This is a genomic window from uncultured Altibacter sp. (assembly GCF_963972995.1).
Lineage (GTDB): Bacteria > Bacteroidota > Bacteroidia > Flavobacteriales > Flavobacteriaceae > Altibacter.
Window position 1 is genome coordinate 63997 of the sequence record NZ_CAXAXI010000010.1, and the last position, 19627, is coordinate 83623.

Here is a 19627-nt window from a genome sequence, read left to right on the forward strand (position 1 = left end):
TTACATTGAAACGGCCAGTCCAAAGGTTAAACGTATCCCTTCATCTCCGGCAAATACATTGAGGGTCCCACTTAAGATATCGGCTGCATTTACCCAGAAACCACCGCCAACATCTGTGTGCCATACATCTGAATCCTCATTGGGAAGCCATACACGACCTGCATCAGCGCCTCCAAAGATACCTATTTGAACCGGTGTCAATCCGGTCTTGAACCTGTTAAAACTATACCGTAGGTCTACACTTCCCGCTGCTGCTGTTTTACCTGTAAAGCGCTCATCGCGATAGCCCCGGAGCCCCGTGTCGCTGCCTAATTGTGCTGCTTGATAGAATTCAAAATCATCTCCCAAACGTACTTGTCCTTGTGCAACGGTCTTTAGTACCAACTTTCGGTCTTGGGTGATGGCGTTATAGAACGCAACATACGGATTCACGTATCCAAACAGATCGTTGGATCCCTCGACATCTTGTGTCCCTCCTACTGTGAGGTCAAATTTCATTCCTCGGGACGGATTCACTTTATTGTCATAGCTCTCATAACCATACGTAGCTTCCAGAGTAGCAAAATATTTAGTCTCGTCCAATTCGGTTACAGGGAACATGCTTATAAAGCGGCCGGGGGTATCCTCTACTTCATAGCCATCGAAGCGTGCTGTAAACCGATACAGACTGCCGTAAGGAGAATCCTTCTGAATACCGAAGTGTCCTCCGTACCCTCCAAGACGTACCCTATTATAATCCAGATCGAACATATCTTCATCTTCATACTCGGGATTGATGGTCTCATTTCCGAAGCCGAAGAAATTCACTGCGTAGTTCGGATTCCTGTAATGAGCGCCTATCAAGAAGTTATAGCTTCCGAAGATATTTGCAAACTCACCTTCATAACTCACGTCAAAACTTTGCGTAGCGACATAATAACCGGCAGCAAAGCGGTGCTGTTGTGCAAAAGGATTCTGCTGAAAACCATTCACCGTGTATACATTGCTAATCCCCACCTTAAAACCGTCGTCCGGATTGGCGCCTATGGAAGGTAAGAATAAGTTGGTGGATTGGATCTGCTTGGTATATTCATAGGTATTAAAGTTATAATTGTCGGTAAGACGAAAACCGGCACCTCCTTTTTCTTCAATGGTATTTTTCTGACTTTTATGATCGTATACCTTTATCGCCCGCCCGTTCTTTATCTTATAGGTGTCATTATTTTGACCGCCTATAATTCGCATAAAAATAGGTTTATTACCGTTTCCGGATACTTCAAACACATCATCATCATCTAGTCCGTAGATCCATAGTTCTTTAGTGTCCTGTGCGGTATACGTCCTGTCTACGATCTTTTCTCCTTTTTCACCATCCTTTATTCTAAAAACCTTTACGTTGGTTTCTCCATTGGGTAAGCGCGTGATCTCAAAGTGATCATCTTTGTCGGTTCCCGTTACAATTTGAAGTTCTGAAAAGTAATCGTAGTACTCTCCGGCAATTTTTACAATGTTATCCCTCCGACCCTTTAATTTATTCTTTATATCCTCGGCCGTTTCATCCATCGCTTCCTTCGGAAGGTCGTTGAAGGCCTTATCGATGACAGCATCGGTAACATTCTGCTGTACGTAGGTTGCTTGGGCCAACCACTCTTCTCTTCCGTAGTTCTCCACCAAGGCTCTATCCAGTTTAATTCCGGCCGCATTAAACCATTTGGTATGCTTCAGTTCGGAACCATACACTTGAAACTGACGAGAGGTACTGAATAAGGCACGCACCACATCCAACAGTCCGCCATCGAAGTTTGCATAGACCTGATCCCGGTCCCTTGGGATAGGAACAAATACATCTTTCCCATCCTGATCTTTAAACTCTGCCCAGCGCCATTGGTCATTGTGACGATCCCAATCTCCAATTAGCATATCGAATACCCGCGCTCGAATATAGGTCTTCTCATCGACTACATTCTCTTCATCGCTTCTAATCTTGTCTAAGAGGTCGTCTGTGCTCTCTATGTCATCGGGATAATTAAAGATTGCACCATCGTAAGGTTCGTCCGGTCGTTCCACGATCATGTAAAGTTCATCCCCGTAGGCATCGTTGAATTCCCCTAAGGCTTTTTGTTTTGGAACATAGTACAACTTCGGGTTGGTATGAAACACGTTGGCAGCTGCTGCGAGCTTTGGGATCGTGAATGCCCCGTACGGATGTGCTGCTGTATAAAAATCCAGAATAAGATCTTCGGGCAGCGTATCTTTAAAATCGTCTTCCACTTCTTTATCTTTCACAATAACAGTTTGAAGGAATTGTACGGCACTCTTCTTCAAGGCTCGCATATTATAATCTCTTCCTTCCTTATCCTGAAGCCGAAGAGAACGTGTTTGGTGTCCTCCTCCTGCCCGGATCACTTTCAATCCGCCATATAAAGTGTCTATTTCTACAACCTTAGCTGTCACTTCGGTGCCGTATACTTTTCGGTAATGATCTCCCCAGACAGTCTTAAAAAACCCGGTTCGCTCTACCAGCGCATCGTCATAGACCGAAGCTTTCACAGTTGCCGGAAACGAATCCGGCAGTCCGGATGTATCGTATTTTTTAGGTGCTTTAATGATCTCCTTCTGAAAGAGAACCGTCGCGCCGCCGTCTTCTTCTGCTTTGTAAAATGTTGCCTGAGAAGAACCGTCCTTAAATACGGTCACAACCGCAAATCCTTGTCCGCCAAAACTAAACAATCCATGAGGTCCCAGCGCTGCCGCTGTTGCATCGCCCGCTGCTCCCGACACGATCTGTTTTGTGTTCTTATCTTCGGAATACTGAAGCGACTGGTCGTGTCCTGAAATAAAGACCAATTGATCGTGGTCTTTGGCCATTACATTCAGCCGACTCATAAGATCGTTGTACCTTTCATTATAACGGTCTTGTCTTGAGATTGCTCCTTGGCTTCGCACTTGGGTGATCACCGTAGCAAGACCGGGAATTGGTACTACTTGGTTTAAAGCTGTGTAGCGACCGCCATGCTTTCCGTTGGTAATGAGTGGATGGTGGGTTGCAAAAAGGATGGTCTTTCCTTTATTCTTTTTTAGTTCCCCTTCAATTTCTATGAAGAATTTTCGGCGAGTCTTGATCTCACACTTATCATTCATCTTCGGGTGATCGTCCCAGCTTTCGATATACCATTGCGAATCTATGACGATCAATTGTATATCGTCACCGATCTCGATACTCTCTAAAGGACAACCGTTATTGGGTTGCAGAATATCCTTCCCGTCATAACGCGCTTTCAGGTAATCTTCTTCATATTCAAGACCATCGACACTGGAGCGCCAGTCCAATTCTCCCGGAAGGATCATCACGTTCCCTTCGTGCCCCTCTATAGCCTTTAACTGAGCGTCAATATTAGAAGCTTTTGGAGGTGTTTCAGAAGACATCCCCGATGGATAAAAGCTATTCCCTAAAAAGATCACATGACTATTTTTTGAAGTATTTTCTTTGAGATGCTCCTGAAAGGAACGCAATGCCATAGAACCCGAAGGATCTTCGGCAAAGCCCGCATCACCCAATAAAAAAAAGGTGTGATCCACTTCTTTTTTTGCCGTGGGAAGTTCGTGATTGGTATTTGTGTTGCGATATTGAGGTGCATAGGAAGCGCATCCAAAAAAGAAGGAAACTCCTATAAAAGTTATAATGATGTTAATTTTCTTCATGTAATTTATGAGCGATTTATTTTTTAGTAATTTGGATGATTAATTCAACACTATGAGCGATATCGTCGAGGCAGCAGATCAATTTGTCCTTAACCTATTTAAGGAGAAATTACCTAACACATTTGTATATCACAACTACACCCATTCCAAACGTGTTTATAAAAGTATAAACGAAATTATTGAAGATTCACAAATTAATGTTAAAGATGCCACAGTGCTTAGATTGGCAGCATTACTGCACGATACGGGCTATACGGTGACTCGTGAAGGTCATGAAGAAGAGAGTGTAAAGATCGCTACAGAATTTTTGGAATCGCAGGGTGCAGATCCCGAAATTATAGAAGGCGTAAATAAATGCATCATGGCGACCAAATTTAAAGGAACACCGGACGGACCTTTGGAGGAAATGATACGCGATGCTGATTCTTCGCACTTTGGAAAGGATTATTTTGAGGAAGCCAGCGAGTTCCTTCGACAGGAATACAAATCTCAAGGAATTCAAAAATTCTCACCACGCGAGTGGCGCGATGAAAATATCAAGGTACTTATTGAAAAGCATCAATTTTACAGTGATTATGCCCTTCGAAATTGGCAGAAACAAAAAGAGGATAATCTCGCAAACCTTATAAAAAGCAGGAAAAAAGACAAAAAACGGCTAAAGCGTGAGGACCTCAAGGCACAACTCAAAATGAAATACAAAGATGCGAGTCCGGATCGGGGTATTCAAACCTTTTATAGGACGGCGCTTCGAAACCATATTAAACTAAGTGACATCGCAGATACGAAGGCTAACATTCTCTTGTCGGTAAACGCCATTGTAATCTCGGTGATCCTAGCAAATCTCTTCTCTAAATTCGACACCAATCCCTACTTAATATGGCCCACAGCGGTCTTTGTGGTATCCAGTGCCGTCACCATGATCCTAGCGGTAATCGCCACCCGACCTAATGTGACCAGAGGTGAATTTACCAAAGAGGACGTGGAAAACAAGAGTGTAAATCTTACCTTCTTTGGAAATTTTCACAAGATGGAGTTAAAGCAATACCAATGGGCCATCGGAGAATTACTAAATGACCGAGATTACATCTATTCGTCCCTCACAAAGGATCTTTACTTCTTAGGAAAAGTGCTGGATAGGAAATATAGAATCCTCCGTCTCACGTATACGATTTTTGTAGTGGGAACGATCATTTCCATTATTGCTTTTGGTGTCTCCTTTGGCGTGGCAGATATTCCTATTGAAGAAGTAAAAGAGATCGTCGACCCGAATGCTTAAGAACTGATCTGGGACATAAGGTCGTCGTAGGTATAATATTCCTTTTGTTGATCACTGGTCTCATTTACATAGAGGACACTAACGCGTATGGCTTTGAGCCCGGTCACACCTTGCAAGTCCTCCAATTCCAAAATCTCCACATCGGTATCTAATTTCTTTTGATCCTGGAGAAAACTGATGTATTTCAAATATTCTTCTTCATCTTCCTTTTGCGAATAAACGATAGTGATCTTACCGGCTTGCGTGATGCGCTCCTCGGTTCCTTTAATGAACGCTTTGTCGACACGCTTTTTAACCACTTCATAGCGGGCATTGTAGGTGCCGTCTACATCAAAACGTTTTTCATCCATACGGAAACGAAGCGATAACGAGCTGTTGAAAGACAATATCATGGAAGCCACATCCATCGCAACGGGTAAGCGTTCTTTGAGCTTATAGTAGTTATTTTCCATTTCACACATGACCTGTAATTGCCACAGTCTCAAATTATACAGATAAACCTTATTAAAACTCTTGGTCTTAGTAATGGCTTCACCAATATATAAGTTGTGTTCTACGCCGTCTGTTTTGAAACGTTCAAAATAATGCGGATACATTTGCTGGGCTTCAATCTGTTTTTTGTCAAGAATAGAAGCCATTCGTTTGTTGATGAGCATGACAGAATCATCATAATCCTTGCGGTGTTTATAGATCAACCCTGTTGCAGTATCGATAAGATCTTGGTATTTCTGTATAAGCTCTTTGAGCGTTTCGCTTTTCTTGCTTAAATGTGTAAATAATGGGATGATCTCTTTCCGAAGGAACGTAAGTACCTGTCGTTCACTATCTACTTGCAGTTCTTCATTTAGATCTTCCAAATATTTATTAATTCTGAAGGCGATATGTTCATAGATGGGAAGTTTCTCAATAGCATGAATCTTCTCAATGATCTTTTGGACATGATTTAGCTGAAGCACTAAATCCTTTTTGGTAGCATCGTTTCTCGCGGTGGAAGAACCCTTAACATCTATTTGTCCGTAGAGCGGATAGACGTCGTTAAAAACGATTTCTCTGAAATAAGAAGGTTCCCCTTTGGCCAAACTACTTAGATAACGCTTCGCTTCTCGTTTAAATTTCCAATGGACGCTACTGTGAATTGATGTACATTCCTCTTGGATCACCAGCTCCAGCTCGTTCTCTGCCTGCTCCTTAGAACGCACTACCGAATCGATTAAGAAGGGCATAACATCCTTAAGCTTATTCGCATTAATGGTATTCAAACCGTTTACGGTGGGAGACACCAATTCCAGCACGCCCAGCACCTTGCCTTCATCTACGATGGCGGCGAACAATGCGCTTTTGATATTTTGATCCAACAATTTTTTATAGAGCACATTGTTTGGATACAGTGTATGGTATTTTTGGGTGTTGGTTACACAGTACAATTCGTGTTTCTTGAATAGCGTATAGAAAGATGCATCGCACAAAGCGTCGGAACATACTTCGCTATCCTTATCGTCCAATATGTAACTATTCACATTCTTATAGAGAATCCGTTCGAAGGTACCGTCTTCTTCATTGAAATCTGAAAAGCCCATTTTAAGGTCTTTCAGATTAAAAATGGTTCTAAATATAGTCTCCATATCCTTGCCCAGATCACCGGCTTCCGATTCGTGTCGTAACAAATGCGATTTAAAATCGGATATGGAAACATCGGTCGTAACGTCAAACAGATTGGCGATCACAAACCCTTTGAATATCCAGCCTTCTTCGGGAAATTTTTCCTTCCAGATTTCGATATTCTCAAAGTTCTCCATGAGTTCATCCACATCTTCCTGGGTGATCTCTACAGCCTTATCGGTCTTTTCCACATCCATAAAGTCACCGTTGTATATCACACGATAGTTACGAACCGTCCCACCGGCATCGGGAATATTGTAGTAAAAGGGTCTTTTAAAATCGATCTTATAGCCGTAATACGCATTTAGGATAATGCTACATCCCATGATGTAGAAATATTTCTCATCGAAATTAACAAGCTCGGGTGTAAAGTCTTTTCCTGCTTGCTTTAGTATGTTCTTATACCTTTGGGTGGCTTTAAAGACCACTGTTTGAAATGGCGTAGTAGCCACCTTGATCTCGTTCAAGGTGAGTGCCTCGTTAAAGATATCGGCCAATAAGAAATCGATCTGCTCGGTATACCCGGCCAGATCAGCTTCTTCGTCGAAACCTTCGGACAATTCAGGATACTCTTTTTCCAGCTTTAAAACTTCACGTGCACGATCCTTTCCAAATTTGGAATCAGATTCCAAAACACTACGGTAGTGGTCGAAAAGCTTTTTAAAACTAATTTTAATATGTAGCGGAAATGCTTCCTGCTTTGCCTTCATCTTCAATTTGTTGAACGTATAAAATTACACAATTATCCCCAATCCATTATTGGATTAACAATAATTTGAGGATTCGGTTTTTTTTCAGAATAATTTGTCGCTATTTTTGTGCGAAACTTTCTTAAAATTATGAGACGACTTACTGTATTACTTGTTACACTGATTTTAATTTCTTGTGCTTCAGACTCCAACACCTTTTCTTTGGAAGGAACTGCCGAAGGATTTGCAGACGGGACCAAAATCTATGTATATGAAGTCGATCGCAACCAGCCAAAAGTGATCGATACGCTTACGATCACCGACGGAAATTTTTCGGCGAGCTATCCTAAAAGTGAAGCCATTACGGTAAACTATCTTCGTGTAGATAACACCAATGCTTCCGTTGTTTATTTTCCTGAAAATGAAGACATGAAGGCAACGATCTATAAGGACAGTATTAATTCTTCTTACATTTCGGGAGGAAAGCAAAACGAGGCGTACCGTTCATTTGCCCAACAGATTCGAAGTTTTAACAAACGAAAGCAGTCTAGTATGGAGCGTTTTAAACAGGCGCGCAATGAACAGGACAATGTTGCGATAGCATCCATTCAGCAAGAGAATGCCGCGTTACTGAATGAAGAGGGCGAGTATAAAAAACAATTCGCGCAAGAGAACAGCAATTCATTGTTTGCAGTGATGTTAATTTCTGAAATGCTTACCCGAAAAGAGATCTCTGCAGCCGAAGCAGCCGAATTTGTCGACAACCTGTCCCCGAAGATCGCTGCATTGCCTGTCACCAAGGACCTGAAGGCAGTAATTGCCAATGCCAAAAAGGCCGACATAGGTTCGAAGGCTCCCGATTTTTCGGCTCCTACACCTTCCGGTGAGACCATGGCGCTGCAAGATGCCTTAGGGAAATACACTATTATCGATTTCTGGGCCTCTTGGTGCAAACCATGCCGTATGGAAAACCCGAATGTGGTAAAAGTATACAACAAATACCACGATAAAGGGCTTAATATCATTAGTGTATCCCTCGATAAAGACAGTCAGAAAGATCGTTGGATACAAGCGATTAAAGATGACAACATGGACTGGTATCACGTATCCAATCTTATGTTTTGGAATGACCCTATCGCGCGAACCTATAATGTACGCTCAATACCCGCCACCTTCTTATTAGATGAGAACGGAGTGATCATTGATAAGAACCTTCGCGGGCCCGCATTGGAAGCAAAGATTGCTTCGCTCTTAGGCCAGGAATAGCATTATTCTAACAGAAAACTTACGTTTACCGTAGTTCTAATTTCCATCTCCCCGGGTGCCATGGTCTGTTGACCCCCAGCTTCGGCGTCCATAGCCATGGCCTTATACATGGGTGAAGGCGAGTTAACCATGCGATATTCGCTTATAGACACGGCCTTCCCAATTGTCTGATTTAGAACGCTGGCGTATTCTTCAGCTTTTTGTTTTGCGTTTGTCACGGCTTTTTTGCGCGCTTGCGATTCCAAAGAATCGCGATTAGAGGCATCAAAGGATATATTATCAATGTTATTGATTCCGCTAGAAAGCAGGGCATCCATCAACGATTCGTATTTAGAAAGATCGCGTAAAGTAACGGCAATCGATTGATTGGCCGCATAGTTATAAGTCTTCGTATTGTATTCGTAGTTCTTGTTCAATCGAATGTATTGTGTTCGAACATCCTTTTCGGGGATACCTAGCTTCTGTAAAGAGGATAGCACCTCATTGACGATCCGGTCATTCTCCCTCTTTACATCCTGTGCGACCTTTCCCGTGTTCTCTACGCGTACCGAAATGGTCACTTGATCCGGGACCACGCGCACGATACCTTCTCCTGTTACATCGACGGTTGGAGGCAAAGATGGGTTTTGTGCTGTTGTCATAATACTTGTAATTAATAGTGCTAAGGTGATGATCTTTTTCATAAAAGTAATATTTAAATTTTTCCGAGTTTATGTAACACAAAGAGCAATACTATGGGAACTGCCAGAACGATCACGATCCACAAACTGGTTTGCACTAAAGTGGGCACAAAGGCCAACGTGAGAGCGTATCCGGCAATGGCGCCGCCAAAATGAGCATCATGCCCTATGTTCCCTCTCCTGCTTTTCATGCCGTAGATTGAATATAATAAATAAAGCAATCCGAATATCCATGCAGGGATCGCTATGGGTATAAAGAACAAATACAATCCCATGTCGGGATAGAACAATATCGCGGCGTATAAGATGCCTGTAACGGCACCGCTTGCTCCTACCGCACTGTAATGGTATTCGTCCTTGTGAAAATACAGCGACAATAGGTTACCTACCAATAAGCTTGCCAAATAGATAAGCACAAACTTAGTTACGCCCAACGCCCCGATCACAACACTTGCAAAAAAATACAAGGTGATCATGTTAAATAACAGATGTGTAAAATCCACATGAAGAAAACCCGATGTAAACATTCTAATTTGTTCTCCGCGCCGAATGCCGGCAATGTTGAACTTGTATTTCTCAAAAAACGTAAAATCATTGAACCCCTTGATGGATATAGCAACATTGGCTGCAATAATGATCAAGGTAGCGATATGTATATCTTGCATAAAGTTTCAGATTGACAGGTGGTTTGTAATGCAATAAATTTAGTTAGTTTTGCGGTAACTATAGCTATGCAACGCGTACTTTATATTCTTTCGTATTCCTTACTTTGGTTGCTCTCTATCCTTCCTATGTGGATATTGTACATCCTATCAAACGGCTTGTATCTTGTTGCGTATTATCTTATAGGATACCGAAAAAAAACGGTTCGGGAAAATCTTTCTCTTGTTCTTTCTGAAAAGACCGAAGCCGAAAGAAAAACGATCGAAAAACAATTCTACAAACACCTTTGCGATCTTATTGTTGAGACAGTAAAGACTATTTCTATTTCTGAAGCTGAAATGAAAGAACGCTACACTGTGAGCAATCCTGAACTTTTGGAGCGCTATTTTAAAGCAGGACGCAGCACCCTTGTATTTTGCGGTCATTATGCAAACTGGGAGTGGAGTTCCATTATCAATAGACTCATGCCGCACAAAGGGTATGGCGTGTATAAAAGTTTGGACAATCCCTCCTTTAATACTTTGGTGAAGAACATTAGAAGTAGGTTTGGAGCGACCATCATTACAAACAAGCAAGTAGTGAAAGTCCTTTTCCGGAAGGCCAAAGAAGGGGTTAAGACCACCACGCTCATTGTGGCAGACCAAACCCCGCGGCCCGGTAACTTTAAGCATCGAGATACATTTATGGGTATCAAGGTTCCTGTATTCACGGGAACGGAAGAACTTTCCAAACGACTTGATTTTGTGGCGTTATATCTGAAGACAGAAAAGGTAAAACGAGGGTATTACAAAGCGACCTTCATTCCCTTAGCCGAAGATCCCGCGGCTCACCCCAACTTCGAGCTTACACGAATGTTTCTCAGCGAAATTGAAAAGCAGATACATGAAGCTCCCCAATTCTATCTGTGGTCACACAAACGATGGAAACATCGCGAAAAGTAGTTAGTTGGTCACCAAAGATCGTATTTCTCCAATAAAACGATCTGCCAGCGCATCGGCTTCAGCTTGTGTTTTAGCTTCGGTATAGATACGTATAATGGGTTCGGTGTTGGATTTTCTTAGATGCACCCAATTGTCCCGGAAGTCGATCTTCACACCATCTATGGTATTGATCTCTTCGGAAGCATAGGTGGACGCCATCTGCTTCAGAATAGCATCAACATCCAATTGAGGGGTCAGCTCGATCTTTTTCTTACTCATAAAATACGAAGTGTACTCTTTCCGAAGCGCACTCACGGAAAGTTGCTTTTCAGCCAAATGACTTAAGAACAAGGCAATGCCCACGAGGCTGTCTCGACCGTAATGTAATTCAGGATAAATAATACCACCATTGCCCTCTCCGCCAATCACCGCCTTGGTCTCCTTCATCTTTTCAACAACATTTACTTCGCCAACGGCACTTGCAGTATACTGACCTCCGTATTTTTGGGTAACATCCCTCAGGGCCCTCGATGAGGACATATTGGAAACGGTATTGCCCGGTGTATGACGCAACACATAATCGGCCACAGCCACCAAAGTATATTCTTCCCCAAACATCCCTCCTTGTTCATCCACAAATGCAAGTCGGTCTACATCCGGGTCCACGACGATACCAAGATCTGCTTTCTCTTCTACTACTTTTTCCATCAAGTCTGTTAAATGTTCTTTTAACGGTTCCGGATTATGTGGAAAATGTCCGGTTGGGTCGCAATACAATTTTACCGGATGCACATCCAAGGCATTGAGTAAAAGTGGAACGGCAATACCTCCGGTAGAGTTGACACCGTCAACCACCACTTTAAACTTTGCTTTCTTGATCGCATCGGTGTTGACTAAGGGTAATTCGAGGATCTCATCGATATGTAGATCGATATATGCGTCATTTCTGGTAATCTTGCCTAATGCATCTACTTCAGAAAAACGGATGGCATCCCCTTCGGCTAAGTCAAGGATCTCTTGCCCTGCGGCCGCATTCAAAAATTCGCCTTTATTGTTAAGCAACTTTAACGCATTCCATTGTTTAGGATTATGACTGGCAGTAAGGATGATTCCACCATCGGCATGCTCCATTGCTACCGCCATTTCAACTGTAGGAGTCGTTGATAAACCCAGATCGATCACATGGATACCCAGTCCTACCAAGGTTTGCATTACTAATTCTTGGATCATGGCTCCTGAGATACGCGCGTCTCGTCCTACCACGATTCGGTGATCGTTCTTGTTACGCTGCTGTTTGACCCAATGACCATAGGCCGATGCGTATTTCACAGCGTCTATGGGAGTAAGATTCTCTCCCGGAGCGCCCCCAATGGTACCACGAATTCCTGAAATAGATTTGATCAATGTCATAGTGCGTATTTTTCAGCAAAGATACTTTTTTAAAAACAGAATTCTTTACGGGGTTTTTGTAAATTGTACCGAATGAATTTTCTCGCCCATATATATCTTTCAGGGGATGACGAAGGGGTTGTCATAGGTAATTTTATTGCCGATGGCATTAAAGGAAAACGGTACATGAAATACCCGCCGCCCATTCAAAAAGGCATTCTCCTCCATAGGGCGATCGACAGTTATACCGACGCCCACCCAACCGTACGCGAGAGTACCGCTAGATTACACGAGAACTACGGCCACTACAGCGGCGTGATCGTGGATATACTGTATGACCATTTCTTAGCAAAGAACTGGGAAACCTATCACGATGTACCTTTAGCCAAGTTTGTGGAAAATTTTTATAACATGTTGCGGCACAATTTTTCGATACTTCCCGCACGCATACAACGCATGATGCCGTACATGATCGCAGATAATTGGTTAGTGAGTTATGCGACTATTCCAGGAATTGGAAAGATCCTTTCCCAGATGAACATACGTACCAAACGCGTATCCAAAATGGATCTTGCCGTAATCGAACTGGAACAGCATTACGATGCGTTTGAAGAAGAATTTACCCGGTTCTTCCATGATCTTATTTTATATTCGGAAAATAAACTGAGAGAACTATGAGGACAGTCCTTTTAGCATGTTTAACCCTTGCATTTTTTTCCTGCAAACAAGAAACGCAACAATCCCTTGTAGAAGCATCCTCCAAGCAGGCTGTTCATGCTCGGAATGCCATGGTCGTTTCGGCGCGGGAAGAAGCCTCCAAAATAGGTATTGAGATCTTACAGAAAGGTGGCAATGCTTTCGATGCAATGGTCGCAGTAGAAATGGCTTTGGCCGTCACGTATCCCTATGCAGGCAATCTGGGTGGTGGCGGTTTTATGGTCTATAGAACACAGTACGGTGAATTGGGAAGTTTCGACTACAGAGAAAAAGCCCCTTTGGCAGCAACTCAAAATATGTATCTGGATGCAGAGGGAAATTACCTTTCTGAAAAAAGCAAGACGGGTGCCCTTGCCATTGGGGTACCGGGAACGGTGGCGGGTATCTTTGCCGTTCGGGAAAAATTAGGAACCCTCCCCATGGAAGTCCTGTTGGAGCCTGTGATACGATTGGCCAAGAAAGGATATGTGATCACCGAAAAGCAAGCCATTCGATTGAACGAATACCGTCCCGCGTTCGATTCGGTCAATAAAAGCCCTTCCCTTTTTTCTAAAGTATATGTGGCGGGCGACACCTTGAAGAATACCGCGTTAGCATCTACGTTGGAACGTATTGCACAAAATGGACGCGCCGAGTTCTATTTGGGAGAAACCGCCAAGAAACTTGTGGGCTTTATTCAACAGAACGATGGCATTATTACACTTGAAGACCTTGAAGCTTACGAAGCCGAATGGCGGGAACCGCTCACCTTTAACTACAAGGATCTAAGGGTTATTTCCATGGGACCGCCGTCCAGCGGAGGTGTTTGCTTAGGGCAGATCCTCAAGATGGTCGCTCCGTATCCGCTCCAAACTTATGGCCATAATACCGTTCCTTACATTCAGGTTTTGGCAGAGGCCGAAAGAAGGGCGTACGCCGACCGAAGTTATTATTTAGGGGATCCCGATTTTGTTAAGAACCCTATTGATTCCCTTTTGAATGATTCTTATTTAAAAGCGCGCATGGATTCCTTCAGTTTTGAAACCGCCACACCTTCTAATTCGATTGCTCATGGCACTATTTCAGGATATGAAAGTACCGAAACCACACACTATTCCATTGTAGATCAGTTTGGGAATGCCGTAGCGGTTACGACTACCTTGAACTCGGCATATGGTTCTAAAATGTACGTTGACGAGCTAGGTTTCTTCCTCAATAATCAGATGGACGACTTTAGTGCAAAGCCGGGGGAGCCTAATATTTACGGACTAATTGGGGGTGCTGCCAATGCGATCGCTCCCCAAAAAAGAATGCTAAGTGCGATGACACCTACTATCGTAGAAAAAGATGGAGCCCTATGGATGGTGGTTGGAACTCCGGGTGGTGCCACTATCATTACCTCTGTCGCGCAAACTATCTTAAATGTCTACGAGTTTGACATGGACATGCAAGCTGCAGTGGATGCGGCACGTTTCCATCACCAATGGTTACCAGACGCTTTAAGATACGAATTAGGGCGATTCCCCGACTCACTCGTGAATGCGTTAGATCGAAAAGGTTATCCTAGAAATACCCAAGTGGACCCTATCATTGGAAAAGTAGATGCTATTCTTATTCTACCCGATGGCAGATTGGAAGGTGGTGCCGATTTTAGAGGAGATGATACGGCCGTGGGATTTTAATCGGTTTTTTAGCCGTTAATCGGAATTGTGATACCACATATCGAATTGTAAGTTTTTTACTACAAATTGAGCCTAAAAAGGCTAAATTTGATGATAATAACTATAAATTGTAGGAATTATCAGTAGTGAAGCTAGGGTGAATATTTGCCTTTGGGGAGCTCAACGAATCCATTCAAAAATACTATAATTAAGAACAAATGATGCTATACCAATTAAAAAAGCATCATGTTTTTTTTATGAGTTGGGGATACGCCGCTTCTTTTCATTGCTTTCATCAGGAAGGCCCATTTTATGAGAAATAAATCTTTCTTAAAGGATTTGTATGCCCTCATCCCACTCGTATTTAGTGGGCTTCTTTGTATTGCTTTAATCTTTCTACTTTGGCAAAAGAATACTGCATCACCAGAATTTGTAACTACGCTTTCCGGTCTTTCTTCTCTTTTTATTGCCATTAGCGGATTCCTGAGTGCCGTGATCATGGTGTATCTGGCGTTGGCTGCCATGAATCTTAAGAATACGCGCGCACATGTTATTGACAATTTGGGTAAGGTGACAGAAAAAATGCATCATTTTCGTACCATTGTAGATATACTCTACCGCTCAAAGATGTGGTTGCCGGGATTAAGGGAGTATATAGATGACGAATTTGCGGGACTGAACTTCTTTGAAGTTAAAGAGTTCTACAAGGGAAAATCCAAGATCGCCATTGAATTCCTTCAGGAGAACCACAATTACGCCGACACTGAAAACCTCTATCTGGAACTTAAATCGCTTTTAATGACGAGTCCGAAGGATAAAACCATCCCGGAGAATATTACCTACCCAAAGATTTACAATCAGGATATTGTGGCTAAGTGGTTGGAACACAAATGCGGCTCCGGATTGTGGTTCTATTTTGGGTATAAATATGCGGTCTACAAGGAAGCCTTAGACCTGAATGCAGTTTTTGAAAGACATCAAGAAAAGATCATGAAATTGGCGAACACCATAGACAGTGAAGCTTTTGAAGATTCTTCTTTCAATGAAGTCTTCCTTTCGAAGTTGGGTGAATATATGACTAAGGAAGTATTGCCAAAACTCTTCCAGTTTCAGTTCAACTCCACCAAGAGCATGCCTAACCTCATCAAATACCTGTACGGTATTTTCCTCTCCTTAGTATTCTTTGGTGTGTTGTTACCGCTTTGTTTTCTGCTGTTCGGCCTTTCGATCGTGGTACTATTTATAAGTTACTCTTTTGTAATCAGTCTTATCTTCTTTATTGCAACTACCTTCTATCAGTTCCTTTCCAAAGAGGCTAATTCGTAAAGGAGCTATTTATTATGAATTTCTTCTGAAAATTAACACCTTCACATGGGCATGGCTTCTAAATTTTCATATCAAATGAGTACCTTTGCAAACTATGATAAAAAATGAAGATTTTATTGAGGTTCTCGGGGCGCGAGTTCACAATTTAAAGAACATTGATGTGCGCATTCCCCGGGAAAAGTTGGTTGTAATTACAGGGCTTTCGGGCAGCGGAAAATCTTCATTGGCCTTCGATACGATCTATGCGGAAGGCCAGCGGCGGTATATCGAGACCTTCTCGGCCTATGCACGCCAATTCCTTGGTAGTTTGGAACGCCCGGATGTTGATAAAATCGACGGCTTGTCCCCCGTTATTGCCATTGAACAAAAAACCACCAGTAAAAGTCCGCGTTCTACCGTAGGCACCATTACCGAAATCTACGACTTTCTTAGATTGTTCTTTGCCCGTGCCAGTGATGCTTACAGTTATAATACAGGGGAAAAAATGGTAAGCTATAACGATGAACAGATCAAGCAGCTTATTATTGAAGAATTTAAAGGAAAGAAAGTAAGTGTTCTGGCACCTGTGGTTCGTTCTCGAAAAGGTCACTACAGAGAATTGTTCGAGCAGATCGCCAAGCAAGGATTCTTAAAGGTTCGTGTGGACGGAGAAGTACTGGATATCATAAAAGGTATGAAGATCGACCGTTACAAGACACACGACATTGAGATCGTCGTGGACCGATTAAAAATCGCTGAGGATATTGAAAACGACAAGCGTTTGTCCGAAACGATCGTTACTGCCATGTATCATGGAGATGATGTACTCATGGTACTGGATAACGACACGAATGCGGTGCGGTATTTTAGCCGATCGCTCATGTGTCCTAGCAGTGGGGTTTCCTACCCCAACCCCGAACCCAACAATTTTTCTTTTAATTCGCCCAAAGGAATGTGCCCGAATTGTAAGGGGCTTGGTAAGTTATACGAAGTGAATCTCGATAAAATCGTTCCCAACAAGCAGTTGTCCATAAAACAGGGTGCTTTGGCACCTCATGGTCCGCAAAAGAGTAATTGGGTGTTCAAACAATTGGAATTGATCGCAGAACGCTATAACTTCAAGTTGAGCGATCCTTTTGAAAGTATCCCAGAAGCAGCTCAACAAATGATCTTTTACGGGGGCAATGAAAAATTTGATATCGAGTCTAAGACGCTTGGAATCACACGAAACTATAAAATCGATTTTGAAGGTGTTGCCACCTTCCTTCAGAACACCTATGAAGCAAATGAATCCAAATCCCTGAAGCGATGGGCCAAAGAATACATGAATAAAATCGCTTGTCCGGAGTGTGAAGGTACAAGGCTTCGTAAGGAATCGCTCTATTTTAAAGTGAATGGAAAGAATATCGCCCAACTAGCCCACATGGACGTGGTGGAATTGGCCGAGTGGTTTGCATCCTTAGAATCTAAACTCTCTGAAACACAACGCAAGATCGCTTCAGAGATCATAAAGGAGGTACGCTCACGCTTGCAATTCTTGGTAGACGTGGGGCTCACCTACCTCGCATTGGACCGAAGTTCTAAATCTCTCTCGGGGGGTGAAGCACAGCGTATTCGGCTTGCCACGCAAATTGGTTCGCAATTGGTTGGCGTACTCTATATTTTAGATGAACCCAGCATTGGTCTGCATCAAAGAGATAATGAGAAATTAATCCACTCATTGCTACAGCTTCGGGACATTGGCAATTCGGTACTGGTGGTAGAGCATGATAAAGACATGATAGAACATGCCGATTATGTCATCGATATCGGTCCGGCTGCAGGTCGTCATGGCGGGGAAATTGTTTCGGAAGGAACGCCTTCAGAAATAAAAAAACAGCACACCCTTACAGCCGATTATCTCAATGGAACAAAGGAAATTGAAATTCCGAAGAAACGAAGAGTAGGCAACGGAAAGACCCTAAGCCTTACCGGAGCGACAGGAAATAATTTAAAGAATGTGAGTGTTAGCTTTCCCTTGGGAACCATGATCGGCGTTACAGGTGTTTCGGGCAGCGGGAAATCCACCCTAATCAATGAGACCCTCTACCCTATTCTCAATGCACATTTCTTTAATGGTGTAAAAAAACCGATGCCGTTTAAAAAAATTGACGGACTTAAACATATTGATAAGGTTATTGACATCAATCAATCACCCATTGGCAGAACTCCCCGTTCCAATCCGGCAACGTATACCGGAGTATTTTCAGAAATAAGGAATTTGTTCGCAAAAGTACCGGAGGCCATGATACGGGGGTACAAACCGGGTCGCTTCAGTTTTAATGTCGCCGGCGGACGATGTGAAACCTGTAAGGGCGGCGGATTGCGAGTGATCGAGATGAATTTTCTCCCCGATGTCTATGTCGAGTGCGAGACTTGCCAAGGAAAACGATTTAACAGAGAGACCCTGGAGATTCGTTATAAAGGGAAATCCATACATGATGTACTGGAAATGACTATCAATGAAGCCTGTACCTTTTTTGAACCCATCCCAAAGATCTACCGGAAATTAAAGACCATACAAGACGTTGGTTTGGGTTATATAACCTTGGGGCAACAATCCACGACCCTTTCCGGTGGAGAAGCACAGCGTATTAAATTAGCTACTGAGCTTTCAAAAAGAGATACCGGTAATACTTTCTACATCTTGGATGAACCCACTACGGGTCTGCATTTCGAGGACATTAGAGTGTTATTGTTGGTCTTGAACAAATTAGTGGACAAAGGGAATACGGTAGTGATTATTGAACACAATCTGGATGTCATCAAAACCGTTGATTATATTATAGACATCGGGCCTGAAGGAGGCAAAAAGGGCGGTGAGATCATGGCCCTTGGAACTCCGGAGGAATTGATACAAGATAAAAAAAGCTATACGGCACGTTTCCTTAAAAAAGAATTACATTAGCAACCCAGCTGTGCTTAGGGAAAACTAACGACAAACTGTTTATAAGTAGATGATCTGTCATTTTTGATCACAACGGAAGAAAGAAAACGAATTCATGAGACACGAGAACACTCCGAAAAACTGGAACGAAGTTAAGACGAACGACTCTTGGGCGATCTTTAAGATCATGGGAGAGTTTGTGAATGGTTACGAAAAAATGAGTCGCATTGGCCCTTGTGTATCGATCTTCGGGTCGGCACGTACCAAACCGGATCACAAATATTACAAGCTGGCTGAAAGTATTGCCAAAAAGATTACAGAGCATGGATACGGAGTTATTACCGGCGGTGGCCCCGGAATCATGGAAGCAGGTAATAAGGGTGCACATCTGGCGGGAGGAACGTCGGTTGGACTCAACATCACTCTTCCCTTTGAGCAACATGACAATCCGTATATAGATAGTGACAAGAGCATTGACTTTGACTATTTCTTTGTTCGTAAGGTAATGTTCGTGAAATACTCTCAAGGGTTTGTGGTCATGCCCGGCGGATTTGGTACTTTGGACGAATTCTTTGAAGCATTTACACTCATTCAAACACATAAGATCGACAAGTTTCCGCTTATACTGGTAGGTACCGAATTCTGGAGTGGCCTCATGGATTGGATTCGAAGTACTGTGCTGGAAATGAATAACAATATTAGCCCGGAAGACATGGACCTGGTCCATGTTGTGGATACTGAAGAAGAGGTGCTGGACATCCTTAACAGCTTCTACGATAAATATAATTTAAGTCCGAATTTCTAATTTACAACGCC

Annotated in this window: 13 protein-coding genes; 8 read left to right on the forward strand and 5 right to left on the reverse strand. The window is 42.8% G+C overall.

The annotated features are described in order from the left end of the window. Positions 1-3681, reverse strand: coding sequence for a BamA/TamA family outer membrane protein (locus AACZ11_RS06090; protein WP_290628634.1), 3681 nt, complete (start codon positions 3679-3681; stop codon positions 1-3). Positions 3682-3733: 52 nt separating this feature from the next. On the opposite strand from AACZ11_RS06090, the gene AACZ11_RS06095 reads away from it, so the two are divergent. Beyond that, entirely contained in the window at positions 3734-4957 is a 1224-nt protein-coding gene (locus AACZ11_RS06095) for a Pycsar system effector family protein (RefSeq protein ID WP_290628633.1), read from the forward strand. Here the strand turns inward: AACZ11_RS06095 and AACZ11_RS06100 are convergent. Then, positions 4954-7326 carry a GAF domain-containing protein gene (locus AACZ11_RS06100; protein WP_290628632.1) on the reverse strand — a complete coding sequence of 791 codons (2373 nt, stop codon included), beginning with the start codon at positions 7324-7326 and terminating at the stop codon, positions 4954-4956. The two genes, AACZ11_RS06095 and AACZ11_RS06100, sit on opposite strands and share 4 nt — an antisense overlap. A gap of 129 nt (positions 7327-7455) precedes the next feature. Between AACZ11_RS06100 and AACZ11_RS06105 the strand changes: the two genes are divergently transcribed. Then, a complete protein-coding gene (locus tag AACZ11_RS06105) occupies positions 7456-8571 on the forward strand; it encodes a TlpA disulfide reductase family protein (protein WP_290628631.1) in 1116 nt (371 codons plus the stop codon). Positions 8572-8573: 2 nt separating this feature from the next. Here AACZ11_RS06105 and AACZ11_RS06110 read toward each other — a convergent pair whose 3' ends face one another. Both AACZ11_RS06110 and AACZ11_RS06115 read right to left on the reverse strand, forming a co-directional pair. Beyond that, positions 8574-9254, reverse strand: a complete 681-nt coding sequence (locus tag AACZ11_RS06110; RefSeq protein WP_290628630.1) for an SIMPL domain-containing protein — start codon at positions 9252-9254, stop codon at positions 8574-8576. An 11-nt stretch (positions 9255-9265) separates the two neighbouring features. After that, positions 9266-9916 carry a rhomboid family intramembrane serine protease gene (locus AACZ11_RS06115; protein WP_290628629.1) on the reverse strand — a complete coding sequence of 217 codons (651 nt, stop codon included), beginning with the start codon at positions 9914-9916 and terminating at the stop codon, positions 9266-9268. A gap of 66 nt (positions 9917-9982) precedes the next feature. On the opposite strand from AACZ11_RS06115, the gene AACZ11_RS06120 reads away from it, so the two are divergent. Beyond that, positions 9983-10855 (forward strand): lysophospholipid acyltransferase family protein, encoded by an 873-nt coding sequence (locus AACZ11_RS06120; protein WP_290628628.1) that lies wholly within the window; start codon positions 9983-9985, stop codon positions 10853-10855. Here AACZ11_RS06120 and glmM read toward each other — a convergent pair whose 3' ends face one another. Then, a complete protein-coding gene (glmM, locus tag AACZ11_RS06125) occupies positions 10856-12244 on the reverse strand; it encodes a phosphoglucosamine mutase (protein ID WP_290628627.1) in 1389 nt (462 codons plus the stop codon). A 72-nt stretch (positions 12245-12316) separates the two neighbouring features. Between glmM and AACZ11_RS06130 the strand changes: the two genes are divergently transcribed. From AACZ11_RS06130 to AACZ11_RS06150, 5 genes are all read left to right on the forward strand, one after another. Continuing rightward, complete coding sequence (locus tag AACZ11_RS06130) at positions 12317-12901, forward strand: acyl carrier protein phosphodiesterase (RefSeq protein ID WP_290628626.1); 585 nt, start codon at positions 12317-12319, stop codon at positions 12899-12901. Further along, positions 12898-14601 carry a gamma-glutamyltransferase gene (gene ggt / locus AACZ11_RS06135; protein WP_290628625.1) on the forward strand — a complete coding sequence of 568 codons (1704 nt, stop codon included), beginning with the start codon at positions 12898-12900 and terminating at the stop codon, positions 14599-14601. The genes AACZ11_RS06130 and ggt overlap by 4 nt, the downstream gene beginning before the upstream one ends. Before the next feature lie 291 nt (positions 14602-14892). After that, positions 14893-15906 carry a hypothetical protein gene (locus AACZ11_RS06140; protein ID WP_290628624.1) on the forward strand — a complete coding sequence of 338 codons (1014 nt, stop codon included), beginning with the start codon at positions 14893-14895 and terminating at the stop codon, positions 15904-15906. 94 nt (positions 15907-16000) lie between these two features. Next, positions 16001-18832 carry an excinuclease ABC subunit UvrA gene (gene uvrA, locus AACZ11_RS06145; protein WP_290628623.1) on the forward strand — a complete coding sequence of 944 codons (2832 nt, stop codon included), beginning with the start codon at positions 16001-16003 and terminating at the stop codon, positions 18830-18832. A gap of 94 nt (positions 18833-18926) precedes the next feature. Continuing rightward, positions 18927-19616 (forward strand): TIGR00730 family Rossman fold protein, encoded by a 690-nt coding sequence (locus AACZ11_RS06150; RefSeq protein ID WP_290628622.1) that lies wholly within the window; start codon positions 18927-18929, stop codon positions 19614-19616. Positions 19617-19627: the final 11 nt, after the last annotated feature.